This window comes from Methanoculleus sp. UBA413, assembly GCF_002502935.1.
Lineage (GTDB): Archaea > Halobacteriota > Methanomicrobia > Methanomicrobiales > Methanoculleaceae > Methanoculleus > Methanoculleus bourgensis.
The window spans coordinates 8,849-30,586 of the sequence record NZ_DAQR01000024.1 but is presented as its reverse complement, the minus strand read 5'-3'; the positions used below and the strand labels follow the sequence as shown (position 1 = coordinate 30,586).

Sequence of the window (21,738 nt, the reverse complement as noted above, 5' to 3'; positions counted from 1 at the left end):
CGACGACCGGGTCCGCGACGCGACGATCAACATCCTGCAGTTCGAGAAGTGGGGCCGGTCCTTCTCTTCGGTCGGCATCTTCGAGGACCAGGAGGAGATTAACCGCAAAGCCCTCGCGAAGTTCAGCGATGTCTCCGACAAACAGTTTTCAAACCTGCCGGGGAACAGAGACCGGATTGTGCAATATATCAGAGCTGTGATTGAGGCTGCTTCTGCCTGAAACCGCAGTCAACGCCCCCTTCTGACCGGGAGGGGTTCTGCTCTCCCGTCTTCGCGTGCTTCTGCGTGAGGCAGCCCGCCACCTCACACACCAACACTCCCAAACGCCGCCGCGACCCCCTACCTCCCCTCCCTCCGCGACGGGCACCCCTCACTGAACCCGCAGGTTGCGTGACACGTCTTCTCGGGGAGGTTGTCCCTCTTCTCGGCCCAGCGCACCAGCGGAATGATCGCTTCGCAGAGCTGGCGCCCGTCCTCAGTCAGCGAGTATTCCACCCGGGGCGGGATCTCGGGGAACGCCTCCCGCTGGATCAGCCCCTCGTTCTGCAGTTCCTTCAGGGTGTCGGTGAGGGACTTCGGGCTGATCCCGCCGAGGATCTCCATGATGTCGTTGAACCGCAGCCGCTCGTGATGGCCGAGGATGCTGATGATCAGGATGGCCCATTTCTTCGCTATCGTGGTGATGATCCCCTCAAGGGGGCAGAGGCAGATCCGGTCGCTATCCTTCTCCATAGTCACTACATTAGTATATAGTTTGTATTATTAATACTATCCAAACTATTGTAATAGTGTATACAACAGAAAGGAGGTGAATGTCGATGTGTACACCGGTTCATCACCAGGGCTGCTCGTGTCATCATGGTTCCTGTGGATGCATGCAATCCCTCACGATTGAGGAGGAGATCGTGATGCTGGAAGCCAAAAAGAAGCGGATGCAGGTCATGATCGATATGACAGACCGAAGGATCGAGAGCCTGAAGAAGAGGGCCTGAACGATTCACTTTTTTCGTGGGCGGGTCTGGTCCTCTGCTCCGACACCCGTGTCCACCCTCACAACCACCGGGCCGAAGCAACTATGAATACTCCCCACCAAAATACGAGTATCCATGCAATCCCGGGAAGAGATCGTTGCGACCCTGCAGCGCCTCAAGGATGACATCGCTGCACGGTTTTCGGTCAGCCGGATCGGTATCTTCGGCTCTGTCGCTCGCGGTGAGCAGACCGAGGCAAGCGACATCGACATCCTCGTCGAGTTCTCCCGGCCGGTCGGGTTCTTCGCCTTCCTCGAGCTCGAAGAGTACCTCTCACTGCATCTCGGCGCTCCCGTCGACCTGGTGACTCCCGATGCCCTCAAACCCGCCATACGGGAGCGGGTGGCCGCCGAGGTCGCCTATGCCTGAACGGTCGGCAGGTAAGTGACTGCCCAGACCCCGACACCTCACGCCGCCCCGAGCAGCCATTTCCAGAGCGGGACGCACCTGATACCCTCGACTTCCCCTGCCGTATCCTTCGTGATGAGTATACGATCCCTCACCCTGTTGCCGAACGCCCCGGCAAATTCCCGGAGGGCGTCTGTCTCCCGCTCCGGGAGGGTGTCGGTGTATGAGACATTAATCGCGGTCAGGGTGTTGTCAGGTTTTTTCAGGACAAAATCCACCTCCCCCTCTCCCTTCCAGTAGTAGGGTTCAAACCCGCGTCGCTTCAGTTCGAGGAACACCAGGTTCTCAACACGCTTCCCCTCATCCGCCGAGAAGTTGAACGAAACAGCGTTTCTGAGCCCGTTGTCGATGCAGTAGATCTTTTTGTTGTTCCGGGCCTGGGTCTTCAGAGAATAACTGAAGTACCGGACCTCAAAGAGAACCTTTGCCATCTCAGCATACCGGATGTACTCCCTGATCGTAACTGCATCGATTCCCAGCGCCTGCTCCAGCTGTCGGTAGGAATACGGAGAGGCGATGTTTGTCAGGAGATACGCCAGGAGATCGCTCATCGCCCGCTGGTTGCGCACCTCGTTTACCTGGACAATGTCGCGGTAGACGATGCTATCGTAGTATGCCTTAAGGAGGTCTTTTCTGACCATCGCGTCGGTCTGCCGCACAACCTGCGGAAAACCGCCTTCGTCCAGGTACTGCCTGAGCATCTGCATAAGGATATACTTCCGATCAGCCAGCGTGATGGGGTCGGTTGCAACCTCCACCCCGTTGAAGAGGAGATACTCGTTGAAGTCGAGCGGGTAGACCGGGATCGCCAGGTATCTCCCGCTGATCAGCGTCGATAACTCCGAGTCGAGGAGATAGGAGGAAGACCCGGATATCACCAGCCTGAACTGTTTCCGGTCGTATACCGATTTGATCCAGCGTTCCCATCCCGGGATGTTTTGGATCTCATCAAAGACCAGGAAGGCTCCTTCTTCGCCGCAGACCTCTTTGCGGTAGGTCTCAAGGACCGTCTCGAGCGGCCGGTCAAGCCTTGCTATCTCCGGCTCGTCACAGTTGACGAAGAGGACCTTCCCCGGCTCAACACCCTGGCCGTGGATCAGGTCGTCAACAACCTGGTAGAGCAGGGTGGTCTTGCCTGACCGTCGCACGCCGCTCAGGACCACGATCTCCCCGGAGGCGAGGTACCTCTTGATCTTTGAAAAATAGCGTTCCCGACGCACGCCGGTCGCGAAGTCCCTGCCGCTCCACCAGGGATTGAGTGATACCAGGAGTTCAAGAAGATCGGTCATACTCTTCATGTGGGTATAACCAGCCATAAATGTATGTTTTTGAGTGGTTATAACCACTCAAAAATTCTAATTTTCATGGGGTTATAACCGGCTATAGATCCGGGACCGGCACCCCCGCCCCCGCACCCTCATCTTGGATAAGCACCAACCCTTCTCCCGATGCTCCTCAACGCCGACCTCCACATCCACTCCCCCTACTCGATGGCCACCTCGCGGTCCATGACGCCGGAGTCGCTCCTTGCAGCCGCCAAAATGAAAGGCCTCGATGTCCTCGGGAGCGGCGACGCCCTCCACCCTGCGTGGCGTGCGGCGTGGCGGGACCGCCCCGAAGACGGCTCCGGGATCGTGGTCGTCCCCACCGTCGAGGTCGAAGACCGGCACCGGGTCCACCACCTCATCCTCGCCGAATCCTTCGACCAGTTCGCGGAACTCGCTGATCTCTTCGCCCCCCACAGCAAGAACGTCGCGACCGCGGGCCGGCCCCACGTCGCCCTCGACGGCGCTGCCATCGCCTCCGCGGTCCACGACCTCGGCGGGCTCATCGGCCCCGCCCACGCCTTCACCCCCTGGACCTCCCTCTACGCCCGGTTCGAGAGCCCGGCCGGGTGCTACGGCAGCGAACGGATCGACTTCCTCGAACTCGGGCTCTCTGCCGACACTTCCTACGCCGCAGGCATCCCTGACCTCGCCGGTATCCCCTTCATCTCCAGTTCCGATGCCCACAGCGCAACCCCGGTCAGGCTCGGCCGGGAGTTCACCCGGCTCGATGTTGGGGTGCCGGGGGTGCGGGGGGTCCTCGACGCGGTTGCCGGCGCGAGGATCGCCATGAACGCCGGGTTCTTCCCTGAGGAGGGGAAGTACAACCGCACCGCCTGCATACACTGCTTTTGCCACTACTCCCTCAAAGAGGCAGAGGCGCTCGGGTGGCGGTGCCCGGAGGACGGGAAGCGGATCAAGAAGGGCGTCGCCGACCGGGCGGCGGAACTCGCTGCCGCGGCCCCGCCGGAGTGCCGCCCCCCGTACCTCCACATCATCCCGCTCGGCGAGATCATCGTCCGGGTCCTCGGCACCGCATCACCGGCAACCCGGCGGTGCGGCGCCCTTTACGCCGAACTCCTCGCGACGTTCGGGGACGAGATCACCATCCTCACCGCCGCTCCCACCGGGGATATCAGGGCGGTCCACCCGGGTGTGGGCGACGCGGTCGAGGCCCTGAGAATTGGTCGGATAACCCTTCATCCTGGTGGAGGGGGTCGATACGGGTATTTCTCGTTCGAAGAGCCAGCGGCAGGGGGCCGGCCGCCTGACGGGTCGATCTGATGCCGTTATAATGGATTTATGCCCCGCATTTTGGTTTTCCGGCACGGGGTAAAGTTTATTTATGCCTGGAGGCATCGTTCCACCCCATGAAACGAATGTTTGGTATCCTTGCCCTCATGGTGGTCGCCAGCATCATGATCGCAGGGTGTGTACAGCCGGGAGGTAACGAGACGGTGACCCCCGCCCCTACAACGCCGGCGGTCACCGAGACCCCGCTGGCAACAGAGACGCCACTGGCGACAGAGACCCCAATGGAGACTGAGACCACTCCGATGGAGACCGTGACCACGGAGGAGACTGAGACCACTGCTACAACTGAGACGACCGTGACCACGGAGGAGACCGCGACCACCGCCACAACTGAGACGACCGCGACTCCAATGGAGACTGGGACCCCACCGCTGCCGCCGGCCGGTGAGGAGGGTGCTATCTCGATCACCGCGAGCGGGTTTGACCCGGATACGCTCACCATCCCGACGGACACCACGGTGACCTGGACCAACAATGCCGACACGAACCAGACCATCACGCTCACGGGTCCGACCGGGTCCGTCGACCTCGGGACGCTTGAGTCGGGCGACTCGGTCAACTACATCTTCACTGAATCTGGCAACTACGCCTACGTATCAGAGGAGACCGGATTTGACGGGACAGTCACCGTCACCGGAAACACAACCGCATAATCCCTTTTTCCCGCCGGTACCGGGGGATGCAGGGCGAATCTCCCCTACGCCCGCCGGTACGCCGCGGCGGCCTGCACCAGCCCTTCCGCAAACCCTGCCGTGAAGTAGGCGTGGGTGTACTGCCCGACCGCGTTCTGCGCGACGAGTCCGTCCCGGCCGCCGTCGATCCCCCGGCCCCGGGCGAGTTCCAGCGCAAACCTCGCATCGGGAGCACAATCGAGCCGTGAGTAGTGGTACTCCTGGCCCCGGAAGGCGGAGCCCTGCGCAAGCACCGGTGTCGTGCCGACCACCCTGGCCTCAACGTAGCCGAGAGCCTGGAGGCGGTCGGTCATCACCGCCGACGCCGGGAGAACCCCCGCCATCGGGTAGTCGCCATCAGTGGTCGTGAGCCGCTCTGCCAGGTAGATGAGCCCCCCACACTCGGCGAAGACCGGCATACCGTCGTCGGCCGCCTGCCGCACATCCTCCCGGCACCGGGAGGCGGCGAGCGCCTCTGCGTGGAGTTCTGGGTAGCCGCCCCCGAGGTAGAGCGCGTCCACCTCCGGGAGCCGGTCGGTCATCGGCGAGAAGAAGACAATCTCCGCTCCGGCCCGCACGAGACGGTCGAGGTTGTCGGCATAGTAGAAGCAGAACGCCGCGTCGTTCGCGACACCGAGGCGGACCCGCGCCTCCGGCCGGTCGGGGTCCTCCGGCGGCACCGGGAGGGGCGGGGCCGACCGTGCAAGGTCGATGATCCCGGGCAGATCGCAGGTCTCCTCCACCACCGCCCCGAACCCCCCAAGCACCCCGGTCTCGGCCGCCATCTCGAGCCCGAGGTGCCGGCTCCCGACCGTGAGGTCTTTTCGCCGGGGGACCCAGCCGCAGGCAGGGACGCTCTCCGTGGCCGCGATCATGGCCCGGTGGCGGGGGCTCCCGACCCGGTTGAAGATGACCCCCGCGACCCTGACATCCGGGTCAAACCCCGCATACCCGAGGGCCATCGCATGCACGCTCCGTGACGCGCCCCCGGCGTCCACCACGAGGAGCACCGGCGCGTCAAGGACCTTCGCGACGTGGGCGGTGCTCGCGGTATCGCTCCCTTCAAGCCCGTCGTAGAGCCCCATCGCACCCTCGACGACGGCGATATCGGCCCCGGCAGAGGCACGGACGACCGTCTCCCGCACACCCGCCTCCCCCATCATGAACGGGTCGAGGTTGCGCGACGTCCTGCCGCAGATGGCCGAATGGTGCGTGGGATCGATGAAGTCCGGGCCTACCTTGAAGGGCTGGACAGCAAGCCCCCGGGCGGCGAGCGCCGCCATCAGGCCGCTTGCAAGCGTAGTCTTGCCGCACCCGCTGTGGGTTCCGGCAACGACGATTCGTGGAATCGGGCGCATAACGTAGGTGTAGTGTTGAATAGCGTATAACATAAATATGACCTGAGATAACCTGGATATATCAAATTAATTTGCCTTACAACAAATAACTTTGATTGGTCTGCCGGCACGGCCGACTAGAGGTGGATTGACACATGCACATCATGGAAGGATTCTTACCAAGTCCCTGGTGGGAGATCTGGTTCCTCATCTCCCTGCCCTTCATCATCATCGGAGTCTACCAGTTAAACAAGCTTGTACAGGAGAAACGGGAAGCCCTGCCGCTCCTTGCGGTCGCAGGGGCGTTCGTCTTCGTCCTCTCCTCGCTCAAACTCCCCTCGTTCAACGGGAGCTGCTCCCACCCCACGGGGACCGGGCTTGGGGCCGTCCTCTTCGGTCCCTGTATCGCCGGGGTCCTCGGGCTGATCGTCCTCGTCTTCCAGGCGGTCTTCCTCGCGCACGGCGGGCTCACCACCCTCGGGGCGAACGTCTTCTCGATGGGGATCGCGGGTCCGGCCGTCGCCTACGCCATCTATAAGGTCGGGACCCGTGTGGGCGCAAACACCTACGCGACGGTCTTTGTCGCCGCAGCGCTCGCCGACCTCTTCACCTACGTCGTCACCTCGATCCAGCTTGCGCTTGCGTTCCCGGGGACCACCGGGTTTGTCGGGGCATTCACGGCCTTCGCCGCGATCTTCGCCGTCACCCAGGTCCCGCTCGCCATCATCGAGGGTGCGATCATCATGCTGGTCTTCAAGTACATCGTCGACCTCAAACCCGAGATTCTCACCCGCTTAAACCTCCTCTCCGAGAGCACCGTCCAGAAACTGAGGGAGGCCTCGGCATGAAGTACGGTATGGAGCTTGCGGTCGTCGCGCTCATCATCGTCTTTGCCGCCGTCTTCCTCGTCCAGGACGCCGCGATCCGGGCAACCGGAGAGGAAGCCTGGGGCGGTGCCGACGACGGTGCCGCCGAACTCATCGAGGCTTCCGGCTACGAGCCCTGGATCGAGCCCTTCTGGGAACCCCCGAGCGGTGAGATCGAGTCGCTCCTCTTTGCCCTGCAGGCTGCCATCGGCGCGGTCGTCATCGGGTATATCTTCGGCTACTGGCGGGGCAGCAGAAAAACCGCCTGATTTTTTTTGTCGTCCGCTAAACCAGATGGGAGGACGGGACCAGAGTGTACGAGATGCTTGATGATTTTGCCCAGACAAACGGCCTCCGAGGGACCAGCCCCGGCCTCAAACTCTTCCTTGGGCTTGCAAGCATCCTCCTCTGCGTCTCGTCGCCCGGCCCCGTCGCCCCCCTGCTGGTTGCGGTCTCGCTCTCCGTCGCCATCCTCGTCCTCGCCCGCTTCCCTCCCCGCGTCTACGCCCGTCTCCTCCTCATCCCGGTCTCGTTTGCGGTGATGAGCATCATCGTCATCCTCTTCATCACCGGGAGCGGAACGGTCCTCGTTGAGGTCCCCGGCCTCCCCCTCGCGGTCACGGCCGACGGCGCAAACCTCGCCGTCCTCCTCCTCGCGCGGGTCTTCGGCGGCATGTGCTCGCTCTTCTTCATCGCGCTCACGACGCCGATGACCGAGGTCTTTGATATCCTGAAACGACTCGGGGTGCCGACCGTCCTCATCGACCTTGCCATGCTCATCTACCGGTTCATCTTCATCCTCATCGAGGAGGCCGGCCAGATCTACCGCTCGCAGGTGATGCGTCTTGGGTACGGCCGGTTCAGGGAATCGGTGAACTCCTTTGGGATGCTCGCGGGGGCGCTCTTCCTCCGCACCTGGGAGAGCGGTGAGGCGCTGGTGCTCGCGATGGACGCACGCTGTTACGACGGAAAACTCGGTATCCCCGGCGACGCCCGGCCGGTCTCCTACCCCGCTCTCGGGGTGGTCCTGGTCTATCTCGGGGCCGTGCTCGCGGTATCGCTCAAGACCGGAGGTCTGCTGCTCATATGACACCACTGCTTGAAACCGACAACGTCACCTACACCTACCCAAACGGTCCTGCCCCGGCCCTCTCCGGGGTGAGCGTCACGATCACCGCCGGGTCAAAGACCGCTCTCGTCGGCGCGAACGGCGCCGGGAAATCGACGCTCCTCCTCATGCTCAACGGCATACTCAGGCCGGACTCGGGCGAGGTCAGGTTCTCCGGCCGGCCGCTTGCCTACGATAACCGGAGTCTCCGCGACCTCCGCCGCCGGGTCGGGTTCGTCTTTCAGAACCCCGACGTCCAGATCATCGCCCCGACCGTCGAAGCGGACGTGGCCTTCGGGCCGGTGAACCTCGGGCTCCCCCCTGACGCCGTCCGCCGGGCGGTCAGGGACGCCCTCGGCTACGTCGGGCTCCGGGGCTACGAGAAGCGGCCGCCCCACCACCTCTCCGGCGGGGAGAAGAAGCGGGTTGCCATCGCCGGCATCCTCGCGATGGAGCCCGCGGTCCTCGTCTTTGACGAGCCGACCAACTCCCTTGACCCCGCAAGTTCCGAGGAGGTCATGGAACTCCTCGACGAACTTGCCTCCGGTGGCCGGACGGTGCTCGTATCCACCCACGACGTCGAACTCGCTTACCGCTGGGCCGACTCGGTCATCCTCATGGAGCACGGCAGGGTTCTTGCCCGGGGTGCCCCGGAGGAGGTCTTCTCAGACCACGACCTCCTCGCGGCCGCCCGCCTGAAACCGCCCGCCCTCCTCGACCTCTACAACGAACTCGCCCTCCGGGGCGTCATTGACCCGGGCGCCCCCCCAAAGAGCGTGCTTGAGTTCACCGATCTGGTCGAGCGGGCGATGCACGGCCACGTCCCCGACCGGGACGAACCCGGGCAGATCTACCTCTGCAACGCCGACCTGACCGGCGGCGACGATATCAGGGCGCTCATCAGGTCCGGGATGGTCGACCGCGTCGGCGCGATGGGCACCCGGGCCAAGGAGTTTGTCGGCCGGGAGCGGATCCTGCTTGACTACACCTACGGTGTCATCGACAAGTGTATCCTAAAAGCCCTCAACGGGGAGAACTCGCTCATCATCACCACGGGCGGCATGGTTGGGCACGTCCGGAGGCGTATCGCGGAGTACGGCGACGAGAGCGGACGGGTGATCCCGGTGACCCCGGTGCAGGAGTCGGCGAGCCCCGAGCCTGGTCGTGAACCGGCCCTTGAGTGAGAAAGACCCGGATACTCTTTTTGCATACCCCGGTGAGAAGATTAATTGGGTGTCGCACCGGAGGTTACTACATGATGCTCGAAGAGGCTCTGCAGCGGATATCAGAACAGGCAAAACGGAAGCGGATGAGCCTGCCCGACCACAAGACCAAGATCGTCTGCACCATCGGGCCGGCGTCCCGCTCCCGGGAGGTGCTCGCCGACCTGGTCAGGGCCGGCATGAACGTCGCCCGGCTCAACCTCTCCCACGGAACATTCGAGGAGCACCGGGAGAACATACGGACCATCAGGATGGCGGCCGAGGACGCCGGGCTCCCGGTCACGATCTTGATCGACCTCCCGGGACCGAAGATCCGGCTCGGCGACCTCGCGGTGGAGCCCGTGGAACTCCAGAAGGGCGAGACCATCATCCTGACCGCCGCGCCGGCGTCTGACGATCCTTCCCGGATCCCGGTCGATTTCGAGCAGTTCCCCGACCTGGTCTCCGAGGGGGGCACCATCTTCATCAACGACGGGTTCCTCCAGCTCAAGGTCGATGAGATCGCCGGGAAGGATGTCAGGGCGACGGTGGTCGTCGGCGGCACGCTGCTCTCGCGTAAGGGCGTCAGTCTCGTCGGCGGCGGGGGGATCGTTGCGCTCAGCGCCGTCACCGACCGGGACCTTGAGTGCATCAATTTCGGGCTCTCTGAGGGGATCGATACCTTCGGGATCTCGTTCATCGAGCGGGGGGAGGATATCAGGCGGGCCCGGGAGCACGCGGCCCGGGCGGGAAAGATCATCCGGGTGATCGCAAAGATCGAGCGGCAGGAAGCGCTTGCAAACATCGACGAGATCCTCAGGGAGACCGACGGGGTGATGATCGCCCGGGGCGATCTCGGCGTCCAGACCCCGATCGAGGACGTCCCAACGGTCCAGAAGCGGATCATCCAGAAGGCGAACGTCCTCGGCCGGCCGGTGATCACCGCGACCCAGATGCTCGTCTCGATGACCGACAACATCCGGCCCACCCGGGCCGAGGTGACCGACGTCGCAAACGCCATCCTGGATGGGACCGACGCGGTCATGCTCTCTGAGGAGACGTCCATCGGGAAGTACCCGGTCGAGACGGTCGCGATGATGGCAAAGATCGCCCGCTCGACCGAGGAGAAGCGGTCAACCCTCGGGCCCGGGCGCAACCTGGTCGACTACTTCAGGGAGGGGAAGGGCCGGAAGGGGATCACCATCAACGATGTCGTCTCCCTCAACGTCATCGAGTCGATGGACGCGCTCGGCATCAGGTACGTGCTGACGCCCACCCGTTCCGGGAACACCCCCCGGAGCATATCGCGGTTCAAGCCTGAGGCCTGGATCCTCGCGTTCACCAGGAACCCCGCCACCCTCAAGTTTCTGGCCTTCTCCTACGGTGTCTGCCCGTTCCTGATCAGCAGCGAGAAGGAGTACTGGCACGGGGCGATCCTGGACTCGATCCGGGACTCCGGCCTGATCAAACCCGGGGAGCGCGTGGTGCTGACCGAAGGGATATCCCCGGGGCGCGAGGGGACCGATTCGCTCATCATCCTGACGGTGGACTGAGGTCATCCCCGGGGGACAACAAACCCTATCCCCCCGGGAGTTGAATAGGTAGTGGTTATGGGAGAGGTCATTCCCGCCGGAGGGGACGGCGCGCTCAAGGAGAAGACCGCCCGCCTCTCGGTCGCATCAAACACCTTTCTTGTCGCGACGAAACTGGCTGTCGGGGTTGCTATCGGCTCGGTCGGTATCATATCGGAGGCGATCCACTCCGCAATCGACCTGATCGCCGCGGTCGTCGCGTACTTCTCGGTCCGGCAGTCGGCCCGGCCGCCCGACGAATGCCATACCTTCGGGCACGGGAAGTACGAGAGCATATCCGGGCTTCTTGAGGCGGTCCTGATTCTTGTTGCCGCCGTCCTGATCATCAACGAGGCGATAAAAAACCTCCTCGGCGGTGTGGAGACGCTGAACGTCGATGCGCTCGGGGCCGGTATCGCCGTCATGCTGCTCTCGGCCGGGATCAACCTCTACGTCTCCTCCCGTCTTATGACGGTGGCGAAGAAGACCGAGTCGATTGCGCTCGAGAGCGATGCCTGGCACCTGCGCACCGACGTCTACACCTCTGCCGGGGTCGTGGCCGGGCTTGTCCTGATCAAGCTCACCGGGATTGTGATGCTCGACTCCTTCGTCGCGCTCGGTGTCGCGGTCATCATCCTGAAGGCGGCGTTTGACCTCATCAGGCGGTCGTTTGAGGACCTCGTCGACCGGAGCCTCCCCCCCGAGGAGGAAGCCCGGATCCGGGAGATCATCAACGAACACTGCACGGCGGTCATCAGTTTCCACCGGCTCCGGACCCGCCGGTCGGGGCCGAACCGGTTTGTGGACCTCCATATGGTCGTCCCGAGGACCGCGACCCTTGAGGAGGCCTACGGTATCGTGAAACATATCGAGGCAGACGTCAAAGGAGAGTTCCCCCGGACGAGCGTCACCATCAGGGTGCAGCCCTGCACCGGCGAGGACTGTCTCGCCTGCGCTGTCCTATCCGCCTGCCCGGAGTGCGAACACCTGACCCTCCACGGGGGGCCGGAAAAAGAACGGTAACAGGAGAGGTGGTACGGGGTCCTACTTCCAGCGGAAGAGGCCCCGGTGTTGCAGTTCTTCCTCTGCGAGCGCCCTGAGCCGGTCCTGCTCCTGCTCTATCGTCCGGACCTGTTCCCTGAGCATCGTCTTGGTCTCGTTGTCACAGGTGCAGTTCTCGATCGACTGCCCCAGTTCCGTGACCCGCTCCCGGTTCCGCTGCGTCTCTTCTGCGATCAGGCGGGCAGCGTCCTCGTCACCCCCAAAGAGGAACCGCACGAAGCCGTGCCGGCCCCGGATCTGCTCCTCGGCTTCGAGGGTCTTTTTGACCGAGTTGTTGAACTCCCGGGCGATGACCGAGATGTTCCGGCCGATGCCGCCGGTCCGGTTCTCAGCGGCGAGCAGGGTGTGGACGGCGAGCCGGACCTGGTTCTGGTCGCGCTTCTCCATCCGGTTCCGGTCCAGGCCGGGCGTTTCGTTCTCCGCGATCTGAGCGTTCCCCTCCTCGTTCACCCGGTGCTCTCCCCGGGGCGCCGTATGCTCCTCCCCCGCCGGGGCACCGTGGCCACCGGGGGCGGCGGCCGCGAACCCGGGGAGGACGAGGAAGACGATCATGGCTGCTGCAATGATGCGTTTCATCGTTTTTCACCTCTGTGTACAAAGAGATCCGGGGAAGGTTCGTTATATGTTTATTGAACCGGCCGGTTCAACGTCATATCAGGACCGTGAGGACGAGGCATGCCACGACCGGGATGACGAGGTTGTCGTCCACGGGGCTCACCAGTTCGGCAATTCCCGTGACCGCGGCCGTCGCGAGGGCGGCTGGCAGCGGGACGATGAGAGCGAGGGCGGCCGTCGTCACCGCGATCCCGGCGAGCGTGCCCTCAAGGGATTTGTGGTTGTAGATCCGGGTCTTCCCGAACCGGACGCCGGCGATGGTGGTGATGCTGTCGAGGAGCGAGAGGACCACGAGCCCGACGAAGGCGACCTCTTTTTCGAAGAAGACGAGAGAGAAGAGGGCCCCGAGCGCGAAGAAGAGCGCTCCCTTGCCCGGGGCGGCGTCACGCCGCTCCAGACCCCCGATGATCGTCGAGACGACCGGGATGGTGTAGCCCCGGGAGATGGCGTCGGAGAGGATGAACCCTGCAAAGAGGGCGAGCACGAGGACGGAGATGGTAATGTTGCGGTCGAAGACGAGGACAAACCCCGCAATCCCGAGACCGAAGACGAGGTGGACGACCTGCCGGAGCGACTCGTTCATCGTACCAGGGATTGGCGCCGGAGCGGTTAAACCCTCTGCCCTCCGCGGGGAGGGCATTTTAAGTAACGTTGCGACAGATGATCTGAAGAGGAGGATGTCTATCGACGTTTCAGGCCGTCTGGGGGAAGATCATCGTCATATGGACGACATCGCACGGTTCTACGTAAAATGTGTGCTCTGGCTCGGGGTGCACGATCCGGGCTACGTGAGCGCCTACTTCGGCCCGGAGAAGATCCGGGAGGAGGCGCTCACGGTGACGGTTCCGCCGGAGAGCGTCGCCGGCTACGCCGGTGAACTTCTCGCGGCCCTGGATACGGTCGAGCCGCTCTCAGACGACGCCCGGGTCCGTCACGCGGGTCTCCGGGGGATGGTCGGGGCGCTTGAGGCCCGTGCCGGGATGCTCGCTGGAGGGGGTCTCTCCTTTGATGCAGCCTTCGGCGTCCCGGCGCCTGAGGATGACCCGGGCTGGTACGAGGGGCTGCACGCGGCGCTCGACGCCGCTCTTCCGGGGAGCGGCGATCTTGCGGGGCGCTACCAGGCGTTCATGGCATCGTTTGTCGTGCCCCCGGATCGGCTCTTCGAGGTCTTCTCGGCCGCGGTCGCGGAGAGCCGGCGCAGGACCGCGGAGCATATCAGGCTCCCGCCGGGGGAGGGGATCGAGTATCTTCCCGGGGAGGGCTGCAGCCGCTACCTCGGCGGGGGGCGGAGCATCGTCCGGGTGGACGTCGACCGCCCGGTGACCATCGACCGGGTTCTCCCCGTGGTCTGCCGCGAGGGGTATCCCGGCCGCCACACCATCCGGACAATCAGGGATGCGGTCCTGGTCCGGGGCAGGGGCTGGATCGAGCACGCGGTCGTCCCGGCCGCATCGCCGCTCGCGACGGTCAGCGAAGGGGCCGCCCGGTTCGGTGTGGAGGTGGCCTTCCCGGGTGCCGACCGGGTGGGGTTCGCAGAAGAGGTCCTCTTCCCGCTGGCCGGGTTTGCGCCGGAGGATGCCGCGCTCCTCGATGCCGTCAGCGCCACGGCCACTGATCTCTTCTTCTCAGGCGCCGCCTGGGTTGCCTGGGGGCTTGCCGACGGCGCGCTCTCCCGGGAGGAGGCGTGCGGTATCCTCAGGGACGTCCTGCTCCTCGCCCCGGAGACGGCTGAGGCCTACCTTGGGTCCATCGAGGGGTTCGGGGCCTACCCGGCGGCCGTGAGCGAGGGGTACCGCTGTGTGCGGGACTACGTCGGGAGCGACCCGGCGCAACGGTGGGAACGCTTCGCCCGCATCCTCACCGGGCCCCTGATGCCGGCCGATCTCGCCGGCACTCCCTGATGAACGCCAGAGCCTCTTCGTCGGTGATCGCGAAGGTTGCCTGGGCCTCGAGCGCGATCACCCTGAGGATCACGGCGACGTCGTCGAGACGGCGCTTGTGGTCGCCGCGGACGTTCTTTCTCACCTCGCGGAGGGTGGCAAGCGCGGTGCCGACGTTTGCGATCGTGCAGAGCGCGCTCTCCCGGGTGCCGATATCGACGGCGGGGAGGAGCCGGGGCGGCCTGGTGATGGGAACCTGAGCCATATTCCTTATCCTTACGCTGCAGGAATTTGAATCTGCCGGGAGTTTTTGCTTCTGGAGACCCGGTTTTGTCCCTTCGCGCGAGACGTTGCATCACCGTCCGGACCCCGGGTCTGCCTCACGTGAAGGTTTCCTGCCCTCTTCTTCGCGTGCGATTTTTCCATCACCGCCGGGTACTCCCTGCATCTGAATCCGCAGAAGATCTCATGATGCGCTGCTCCGATACTGTATTCTTCAGGGACACCCTACCAGAGTTACTGACTTCCCGTACCGCGGATGATCGACCCATGACCACGGACCCAAAGCCTACCGTCGCGGAGCCCTGCTGGTGGAGAGCCGTCCTGACGAACCCCTACATCGTCGGCCCCATCAAGTTTGTCCTCCCGTTTGCCATCGCCACGGCGCTGTTTGTCGCCCTCTACCTGATGGTGCCCTACCAGCAGTTTCTGACCCTCTCCGGGCTGGCCGCCGCCTACTTTGTCCCCCCGGCCGGGAAGGAGTCGATCATCCCGATCGCGATCCTGATGGGGTATCCCTGGTGGCTCATCACGCTCGTGATCTTCCTGATCGATGTTGCGGTCTCCCTCTTTGTGGTCTGGAACTTCGACCTGGCGCTGAAGATCCCGCTCATCGGCCGGCTGCTCTCGAACGGGATGACGGCGGCCCGCAACTACACCGAGACCCAGCCCTGGCTCCGGCGGCTCTCGACGGTCGGGCTTATTCTCTTTGTCTTCTTCCCGCTCCAGGGGACCGGGGCGATGAACGGGTCGATCCTCGGCCGGCTGCTCGGGATGAACGAGGCCCGGGTGTTTGCGTGTGTCTGCACGGGATCGCTTGCCTCCTGTCTCATCATCGCGCTCGGCGCCGACGTGATCCTGGACGTCTACCAGGAGGACCCGGTCCTCGGGATCGGGCTTCTGGTCCTGGTCGCGGTCGTGGTCGTGGCCGGGGTGGTGGGGTGGCGGATGCGGAAGGGGAGGCTCCGGGGGCGGCGGCCGGGGTAGTCCTCAGGGGCGATCCTCTTAATACTAATCACGATTAGTACTAATCATGATTAGGGAGTTCGTCGACCGCGAGATCGAGGCCGCCCTTCTTGAGGAGGAGTGGCAGAAGGCTGGGGGGAGGCTGATCATCCTTTACGGCCGCCGGCGCATCGGCAAGACCCGGCTGATCACCGAGTTTATCCGCGGCAAGCAGGGCATCCTCCACTTCGCGGAGGACACCGCGCCGCAGGTCCAGATCCGCCGGTTCCAGGCGGCGGTTGCGGAGTTCTTCGGCGACTCGCTCCTTGCCTCGCTCGACCTTACGTCCTGGGGCCAGATCTTCTCTTACCTGGCGCAGAAACCGGTCCCGGAGCGGCGCTACCTTGTCATCGACGAGTTCACCTACCTGATCAAAAACGATCCGGCCATCCTCTCCGCACTCCAGAAGGCCTGGGATACCGCCCTCTCCGGATCGAACTGGTGCATCATCCTTGCGGGCTCCATGCTCGGGATGATGAGCGATCTGGCGCTCTCTTCCACGTCCCCGATCTATGGAAGACGGACCCGGGATATCCTTCTTGGAGCGCTCCGGTTTCCAGACGCACGAAAGATGCTTCCCACCTTCTCCTTCCGCGACGCGCTCAGGGTCCACCTGACCATCGGCGGCATCCCTGAGTACCTCCTGAAAGCCGGAGATTACAGCGACTACACCACCTTCGTCGGCCGTGAGTTCTTCAACAGGTACGGCTACTTCTACCGGGAGCCGTACTTCATGCTCTCGCAGGAGTTCCGGGAGCTCCGGACGTATCAGGCGATCCTCAACGCCATTGCTGTCGGGAAGACCGCACCCGGCACCATCGCACAGTTCTGCGGCATGGACACCCGGCACCTCTATCCCTACCTGGAGGCGATGACCCGTCTCGGGTTTATCGAGAGAGAACTCCCCCTCCTCGGGAATCGGCGGCAGGGGCTGTACCGGATAGCGGACAGTATTTTTGACTTCTGGTACAACTTCGTCTTCTCCCGGCGGCAGGCGATAGAGACCAACGGTCTTGCGCCTGATGCAGTAGACCTCAATCCCTACTTCGGCAAGCAATTCGAGGCGTTTGTCCGGGATGAGTTTGCTCGCGTCGTCTTTCCCGGCTGCACCACCGGACGGTGGTGGTACCGGGATGCGGAGATCGACCTTGTTGCGGTTGACGAGAAGGCCGGATCGGTTGTCTTTGGCGAGTGCAAGTGGGGAGGGCTCTCGAAGATGGAGGCACGTGGGGTGCTCGCCCGGCTCGAGCAGAAGGCCGGTCTTGTCCGCCATGCCCGCTACCCGGCGGAGCGCTTCTGCCTGGTCTCAGGCGGTGATATCGGGGGGAAGGACCGGCTCAGGGAGGAGGGGTTCCTCGTCTATGATATGACGGATATTGAGGCGGCGTTTGGGGGCGGTGGGTGACCGGGGCTGTGCAGGGGTGGCTAACATTCGCGATCGTGTCATTGCCCGTGTGTTTCGGGAACCGGGTCTGATCGAGCAATGGGGCAGCGGGTTTCCCCGCATTCTGGACGAGGCAAAACCTGCCTGAACCTATGATCAAAGAGATCGGGATGAACGTTCGGTTTACTGTTTTTCTTGCGGAGAAGATCTCACCCGGAGTTAAGCGCGAAGTTATCGAGGGGGCTGAAGAGCAAGTCGAACAAGTAACCGAACAAGTGAGGCGCCTTCTGATCTCTCTGAGGAAAGAGCCACTGAGAACGAACGATGCAATGCGATGCCTGGGACTCAGTCACCGGCCCACATTCCTGTACGATTCCCTGAGGCCGGCTATTCAGACTGGGTTCGTTGAGATGACGCAGCCGGATTCGCCCAGAAGCCCGACGCAGAAATACCGCCTGACTGAAAGGGGGAGGAGCTATCTGCAAAGATACGTGACGTCGTGAACGAGAACGGTGACGATTGCTCACAGATAAGCACATCCAGGCGTACATACCCGCCCGGAAACCCCTGCAGCGCAATCCCACCCCCTTTCACCCGCACGCCTGAGCCGCCTCACCCGCACTGCCATCTGCCCGGGGCCGGGTCTCACCCTCCTCATCGCACCGCTCCATCCGCTGCGGGGTCCGGCAGATCCACTGCATGTCCCGGTTGGTCTTCTCTCCGGTCATCCTTCAGGATGATGGGTTGGGAGAAGGAAATAGGCTGACCGTGAGGGGTGTTTCCGGGAGGCGGGGGCGTACACGGCGCCTGTGCTGCTGCCGGTTTGTTCCCCGGGATGGCTTCCCGCCGCCTCTGGATGGGGTTGCAACTGCTGCTGCACAGGGTGTTGCAACCATTGTTGCAACGAGATCGGGGGCGGGGATTGCACGTAGATTGGGCGGGGTTTTTTGAACGGGGGGGTTTTGGGGGAGATCGTTCCTGGGGGTCGGGGGTCGTTTGCAACATGTTCCGGAGCACAGGGGTTGGTTCGACTCCAGCGGAAGGGGGGATATTGTGTGCGGGGGCGGGGTGGGGCGTGGATGGCAGTACCTAAAACCAGAAATTGGGCGGAACATCTCTCCGGATGCATTATGGAAACTTGATTTTATTTAAAACGGGGAAAAATTAGTGGTCTCCATTAGGAAACTATATATGGACATATATCAATTCTCAAATCTATACGAGAAGGAACTGATATCATGTCTCCAGAATGGCCTCCTCCATCCAACCCGATTAAAGAGGTTCCTGATATGGAATCCCAGGTTAAGGATGGCTTTGACTCTTTCTTCCAGCACGCTACCGGACACACACCATATCCATTTCAGCGCAATCTTGCAACGTCAGAGATATTTCCCGAAGTAATCAAGATTCCCACCGGCATGGGGAAGACTGATGCAATTATTCTGGGTTGGTTGTGGAGAAGACGATTTGATCCTCGAGACGAGGTCCGCCTACGTACACCCCGGAGGTTGGTTTACTGCCTGCCTATGAGGGTTCTCGTCGAACAGACCAGGGACAAAACAAAACAATGGCTTGATCGATTAGGGATCCTGGCCGCATCGCCTGGTGATGACAATGCTGTAACCGGTTTTGCTGAGAGCAGCATGAGGGAAGGCAAACGGATCGCAGTCACGGTACTTATGGGCGGAGAGGAGAGGGAATGGTGGGATATCTACCCCGAACGGGATGCTATCATCATTGGAACCCAGGATATGCTCATATCTCGGGCTCTCAACCGCGGATATGGTATGAACAAATACCGCTGGCCCACTCACTTTGGTCTCCTGAACAACGACTGCCTCTGGGTGATGGATGAGGTTCAACTCATGGGAAGAGGGCTTGCCACGACCACCCAGCTCCAGGCATTCCGTCACCGCCTGGGAACGATGGAACCCTCCCCGGCCCGGTCTGTCTGGATGAGTGCAACCCTGGAAGAGAGATGGCTTGGCACGGTGGACTTCGATCCCGGGACAAACATTACCCGGACCCTGACACTCAGTCAGGGCGACCGGAATGAACCCGCAATTCAGTCCCGGATACAGGCAAGGAAGATCCTGGAGCGGGTCGAAACTGGTGCAGGAGATCTCAAGGGGCTTGCCGGGGAAATCCTCGATAAACACCCGGGAGGAGCCCGAACCCTCGTGATCATGAACACGGTGAGGAGCGCAGCAGATCTTCACAAGGAGATCTCGAAGAGGAAGCCGGATGCGAAGCTTGTTCTCATTCATTCCCGCTTCAGGCCGCCCGACCGACAGGAGGTTGTCAGCGACCTACTTGAGGAACCCGGCCCTGAAGGTACCATCATCGTCTCCACACAGGTCATCGAGGCGGGTGTTGATGTCTCGGCTAAGGCGCTCTTCACCGAGCTCGCGCCCTGGCCTGCACTCGTGCAGAGGCTTGGAAGGTGCAACCGGGCCGGCGAGTATGACGAAGCCCAGGTATACTGGATTGACGTACCCACTGATAAGAAGGGTTCTGCCCTTCCCTACACACCTGAAGAGCTGGATAGAGCCCGGGAGGTGCTTCTCAGCCTGGAAGGTCAAAGTGTGGGCCCTGATTGGCTCCCTGATGTTCGAGAGGAGGTCGTTCACGAGCAGGTGATACGCGAGAAGGACATAATAGAACTCTTCGACACCACCCCTGACCTTGCCGGGAACGATCTGGACGTTTCTCGGTTCATACGCGATGCTGATGATACAGATGTCCAGGTATTCTGGCGGGACTTCCCTGAGGAAGGACCGGGTGGTGAAGAACCCGAACAGCTGCCGCACAGAGATGAGATCTGTACGGTCCCGATCGGTGAGATCCGGGATCTGGTCGGGAAGAAGAGAGAGGAGGCCTGGGTGTGGGATACGCTCGACGGTCAATGGAGCCGGGTCAGGGCGGATTCGATCTATCCTGGAATAACTCTGATGCTCCGGGCCAATAGTGGTCATTACACCAGGGCCAAGGGATGGGACATCAGTTCAAAAGAAACTGTTCCGGTCATCCAGAGAAAGGAGGAATCTACTGATATAGATTATACCAGCAACGAATCGGCGGTCGGCGGCTGGATGTCGATTGCAGAACATACAAACCAGGTATGCGGGGAGATGGCAGCGATCCTCGACTCTCTGGGGTTGGATGGCCAATGGAGAACCTCTCTGCTCGAAGGGGCACGCTGGCACGATGCAGGGAAGGCCCATAGATCCTTCCAGGCGCTGTTGAAGAAGGATGCTCTGGAAGAATTTGATGATCCTCCGGCTGCAAAGGCACCCCGTGACGCATGGAAGGGCAGATTACCCGCCAGACCTGATGCGGATGACGAGCGGCGCAGGTACTTCAGGCACGAGCTCGCCTCGGGGATCGCCGCACTCCAGAACGGCAGGGATGATCTTGTTGCATACCTGGCTGCAGCTCACCACGGCAAGGTACGCGTATCGATCAGGTCGATGCCGGGCGAACAACGCCCCCGTGATCAGGATACACGATTCGCTCGAGGAGTCTGGGACGGTGATGTCATTCCAGAGACCGATCTTGGCGGAGGCGTCATTCTGCCGCAGACAACGATCGATCTCTCCTTCATGGATCTCGGTCACGGTGTCAACGGCGCGAGCTGGCTTGCACGGGCTCTTGAATTGAGGGATCAACCGGATATTGGCCCATTCCGGCTCGCCTTTATGGAAGCCCTGATGAAAGCCGCCGATGAGCGGGCGAGTGGAGGTGGCGGAGCATGACCCGCATAGCACTCTCCGGCTGCACCTCAGAGCCGTTCTCCTCATACCTGACAGGGCTTGCGGTCCTGCGACTGGTCTCGGAACAGAAGGACCGGGATGCACGAGGGTGGTGGGACGGCGGCGGTTTCCATCTCGAATCGAGCCTTGATGAGGAGGGTCTCCTGAACTTCTTCCTGAACGAGTATGTCCCCACCCCCATCGTATCGCCATGGAACGGTGGCAGCGGGTTTTACGGGGGTGATAACACCGAGGGTATAGACGCGATTATGCAGAGCGATTCAGAACGCTTTGCTCTGTATCGGGAGACCATCAGGAAGGTCAAATCATTCCCGGAGATGCCGGAGACGCAGTTGCCTCTCGGAAGGATGCTGGAGTTGCTGGAGAGCGAATTCACGGGGAGATCTGGACAAAAAATGCTCGATCTTGTGAACGAAACCCGTGAACTGGTCAATCGTGCAGCCCCTCTTCTCACCCCAAAAAGTCCACTGGGCTTGACCATCGAAGACCTGGAGGCAGAGGCGAAACTGCCGAAAAATGCGTCTCAGGCAGAGAAAGAGCGGGCCACGGCGATAAAAAATCTGATCAAATCTGCCAAGAAGATCAGGAGCGCTATCAAGCAAAGAATGCGGAGTTCTGGGAAAACTCAGGTCATTCTGGCCTGCCGGGACAGGCTTGATGCACGTGTGGTGGAGTGGATTGACGCTGTAGCAGCGATCAACCACACCGGCGAAGCAGAGTTTCCGGCCATCCTGGGGACTGGCGGAAACGAGGGACGTCTTGAGTATTCCAACACCTTCATGAAGAACCTCTCCTCGCTCCTCCTCTCGGATGATCAGAGCGCGTCCTGTAGCCTGCTCAGAAACACTCTCTTCGGCGACCCGACCAGTCATCTCCAAGTAGCCAGCGTGGGCCAGTATGACCCCGG

23 protein-coding genes and 1 pseudogene are annotated in these 21,738 nt (G+C 62.1%); 17 read left to right on the top strand and 7 right to left on the bottom strand.

Annotated elements, in window-relative coordinates; translation table 11 throughout:
- Positions 1–220: pseudogene (locus tag BP858_RS02170) on the top strand (hypothetical protein); the annotation flags it as partial.
- Positions 221–339: 119 nt separating this feature from the next.
- Here the strand turns inward: BP858_RS02170 and BP858_RS02165 are convergent.
- Positions 340–732, bottom strand: a complete 393-nt coding sequence (locus BP858_RS02165; RefSeq protein WP_214167005.1) for a winged helix-turn-helix transcriptional regulator — start codon at positions 730–732, stop codon at positions 340–342.
- Between the two features lie 374 nt (positions 733–1,106).
- Here BP858_RS02165 and BP858_RS02160 point away from each other — a divergent pair, with 374 nt between their 5' ends.
- A complete protein-coding gene (locus BP858_RS02160) occupies positions 1,107–1,400 on the top strand; it encodes a nucleotidyltransferase family protein (protein WP_062265911.1) in 294 nt (97 codons plus the stop codon).
- Between the two features lie 38 nt (positions 1,401–1,438).
- Here BP858_RS02160 and BP858_RS02155 read toward each other — a convergent pair whose 3' ends face one another.
- Positions 1,439–2,728: an ATP-binding protein gene (locus tag BP858_RS02155; RefSeq protein WP_062266706.1), complete on the bottom strand. Its 1,290-nt coding sequence runs from the start codon at positions 2,726–2,728 to the stop codon at positions 1,439–1,441.
- 159 nt (positions 2,729–2,887) lie between these two features.
- Between BP858_RS02155 and BP858_RS02150 the strand changes: the two genes are divergently transcribed.
- Together BP858_RS02150 and BP858_RS02145 are read left to right on the top strand one after the other, a co-directional pair.
- Complete coding sequence (locus BP858_RS02150) at positions 2,888–4,048, top strand: endonuclease Q family protein (protein ID WP_074174978.1); 1,161 nt, start codon at positions 2,888–2,890, stop codon at positions 4,046–4,048.
- 86 nt (positions 4,049–4,134) lie between these two features.
- On the top strand, positions 4,135–4,731 hold the full coding sequence (locus BP858_RS02145; protein WP_074174979.1) for a cupredoxin domain-containing protein: 597 nt from the start codon (positions 4,135–4,137) through the stop codon (positions 4,729–4,731).
- 44 nt (positions 4,732–4,775) lie between these two features.
- Here the strand turns inward: BP858_RS02145 and BP858_RS02140 are convergent, their stop codons facing one another.
- Positions 4,776–6,140 carry a cobyrinate a,c-diamide synthase gene (locus BP858_RS02140; protein WP_074174980.1) on the bottom strand — a complete coding sequence of 455 codons (1,365 nt, stop codon included), beginning with the start codon at positions 6,138–6,140 and terminating at the stop codon, positions 4,776–4,778.
- Positions 6,141–6,241: 101 nt separating this feature from the next.
- On the opposite strand from BP858_RS02140, the gene BP858_RS02135 reads away from it, so the two are divergent.
- The 6 genes from BP858_RS02135 to BP858_RS02110 all read left to right on the top strand — a co-directional run bounded on the left by BP858_RS02135 (position 6,242) and on the right by BP858_RS02110 (position 11,856).
- Positions 6,242–6,934, top strand: a complete 693-nt coding sequence (locus BP858_RS02135; RefSeq protein ID WP_074174981.1) for an energy-coupling factor ABC transporter permease — start codon at positions 6,242–6,244, stop codon at positions 6,932–6,934.
- The gene (locus tag BP858_RS02130) at positions 6,931–7,221 is read left to right on the top strand and encodes an energy-coupling factor ABC transporter substrate-binding protein (RefSeq protein WP_062265920.1); all 291 of its coding nucleotides are present in this window, start codon (positions 6,931–6,933) and stop codon (positions 7,219–7,221) included. The genes BP858_RS02135 and BP858_RS02130 overlap by 4 nt, the downstream gene beginning before the upstream one ends.
- A gap of 53 nt (positions 7,222–7,274) precedes the next feature.
- Positions 7,275–8,042, top strand: coding sequence for a cobalt ECF transporter T component CbiQ (gene cbiQ / locus BP858_RS02125; protein WP_286878711.1), 768 nt, complete (start codon positions 7,275–7,277; stop codon positions 8,040–8,042).
- Positions 8,039–9,244, top strand: coding sequence for an energy-coupling factor ABC transporter ATP-binding protein (locus BP858_RS02120; RefSeq protein ID WP_286878710.1), 1,206 nt, complete (start codon positions 8,039–8,041; stop codon positions 9,242–9,244). The genes cbiQ and BP858_RS02120 overlap by 4 nt, the downstream gene beginning before the upstream one ends.
- Positions 9,245–9,315: 71 nt before the next feature.
- Positions 9,316–10,815, top strand: a complete 1,500-nt coding sequence (gene pyk, locus BP858_RS02115; RefSeq protein WP_286878709.1) for a pyruvate kinase — start codon at positions 9,316–9,318, stop codon at positions 10,813–10,815.
- A gap of 57 nt (positions 10,816–10,872) precedes the next feature.
- On the top strand, positions 10,873–11,856 hold the full coding sequence (locus tag BP858_RS02110; protein WP_062265928.1) for a cation diffusion facilitator family transporter: 984 nt from the start codon (positions 10,873–10,875) through the stop codon (positions 11,854–11,856).
- Positions 11,857–11,877: 21 nt separating this feature from the next.
- On the opposite strand, the gene BP858_RS02105 is transcribed toward BP858_RS02110, so the two are convergent.
- Both BP858_RS02105 and BP858_RS02100 read right to left on the bottom strand, forming a co-directional pair.
- A complete protein-coding gene (locus BP858_RS02105) occupies positions 11,878–12,471 on the bottom strand; it encodes a hypothetical protein (protein ID WP_062265931.1) in 594 nt (197 codons plus the stop codon).
- Between the two features lie 73 nt (positions 12,472–12,544).
- Positions 12,545–13,093, bottom strand: coding sequence for a diacylglycerol/polyprenol kinase family protein (locus BP858_RS02100; RefSeq protein ID WP_074176099.1), 549 nt, complete (start codon positions 13,091–13,093; stop codon positions 12,545–12,547).
- 139 nt (positions 13,094–13,232) lie between these two features.
- On the opposite strand from BP858_RS02100, the gene BP858_RS02095 reads away from it, so the two are divergent.
- A complete protein-coding gene (locus tag BP858_RS02095; protein ID WP_286878708.1) occupies positions 13,233–14,411 on the top strand; it encodes a hypothetical protein in 1,179 nt (392 codons plus the stop codon).
- Here BP858_RS02095 and BP858_RS02090 read toward each other — a convergent pair.
- Complete coding sequence (locus tag BP858_RS02090) at positions 14,368–14,655, bottom strand: hypothetical protein (RefSeq protein ID WP_014868350.1); 288 nt, start codon at positions 14,653–14,655, stop codon at positions 14,368–14,370. The two genes, BP858_RS02095 and BP858_RS02090, sit on opposite strands and share 44 nt — an antisense overlap.
- 284 nt (positions 14,656–14,939) lie before the next feature.
- On the opposite strand from BP858_RS02090, the gene BP858_RS02085 reads away from it, so the two are divergent.
- The 4 genes from BP858_RS02085 to BP858_RS02075 are packed head-to-tail and all read left to right on the top strand — an operon-like array spanning position 14,940 to position 17,561.
- Entirely contained in the window at positions 14,940–15,656 is a 717-nt protein-coding gene (locus BP858_RS02085) for a small multi-drug export protein (RefSeq protein WP_074174984.1), read from the top strand.
- Positions 15,657–15,702: 46 nt separating this feature from the next.
- Entirely contained in the window at positions 15,703–17,079 is a 1,377-nt protein-coding gene (locus tag BP858_RS02080) for an ATP-binding protein (protein WP_014868353.1), read from the top strand.
- Positions 17,072–17,206, top strand: coding sequence for an ATP-binding protein (locus BP858_RS12325; protein ID WP_394339368.1), 135 nt, complete (start codon positions 17,072–17,074; stop codon positions 17,204–17,206). Before BP858_RS02080 ends, BP858_RS12325 begins: the two co-directional genes overlap by 8 nt.
- A 4-nt stretch (positions 17,207–17,210) precedes the next feature.
- A complete protein-coding gene (locus BP858_RS02075; RefSeq protein ID WP_052697463.1) occupies positions 17,211–17,561 on the top strand; it encodes a Fic family protein in 351 nt (116 codons plus the stop codon).
- Between the two features lie 87 nt (positions 17,562–17,648).
- On the opposite strand, the gene BP858_RS02070 is transcribed toward BP858_RS02075, so the two are convergent.
- Positions 17,649–17,786 carry a hypothetical protein gene (locus tag BP858_RS02070; protein WP_014868354.1) on the bottom strand — a complete coding sequence of 46 codons (138 nt, stop codon included), beginning with the start codon at positions 17,784–17,786 and terminating at the stop codon, positions 17,649–17,651.
- A 510-nt stretch (positions 17,787–18,296) separates the two neighbouring features.
- On the opposite strand from BP858_RS02070, the gene cas3g reads away from it, so the two are divergent.
- Positions 18,297–20,813, top strand: coding sequence for a type I-G CRISPR-associated helicase/endonuclease Cas3g (cas3g, locus tag BP858_RS02065; protein ID WP_197540529.1), 2,517 nt, complete (start codon positions 18,297–18,299; stop codon positions 20,811–20,813).
- Positions 20,810–21,738 (top strand): type I-G CRISPR-associated protein Cas8g1/Csx17 (gene cas8g1 / locus BP858_RS02060; protein WP_286878706.1); only part of this gene is annotated, 929 nt, incomplete at its 3' end. The genes cas3g and cas8g1, both read left to right, overlap by 4 nt.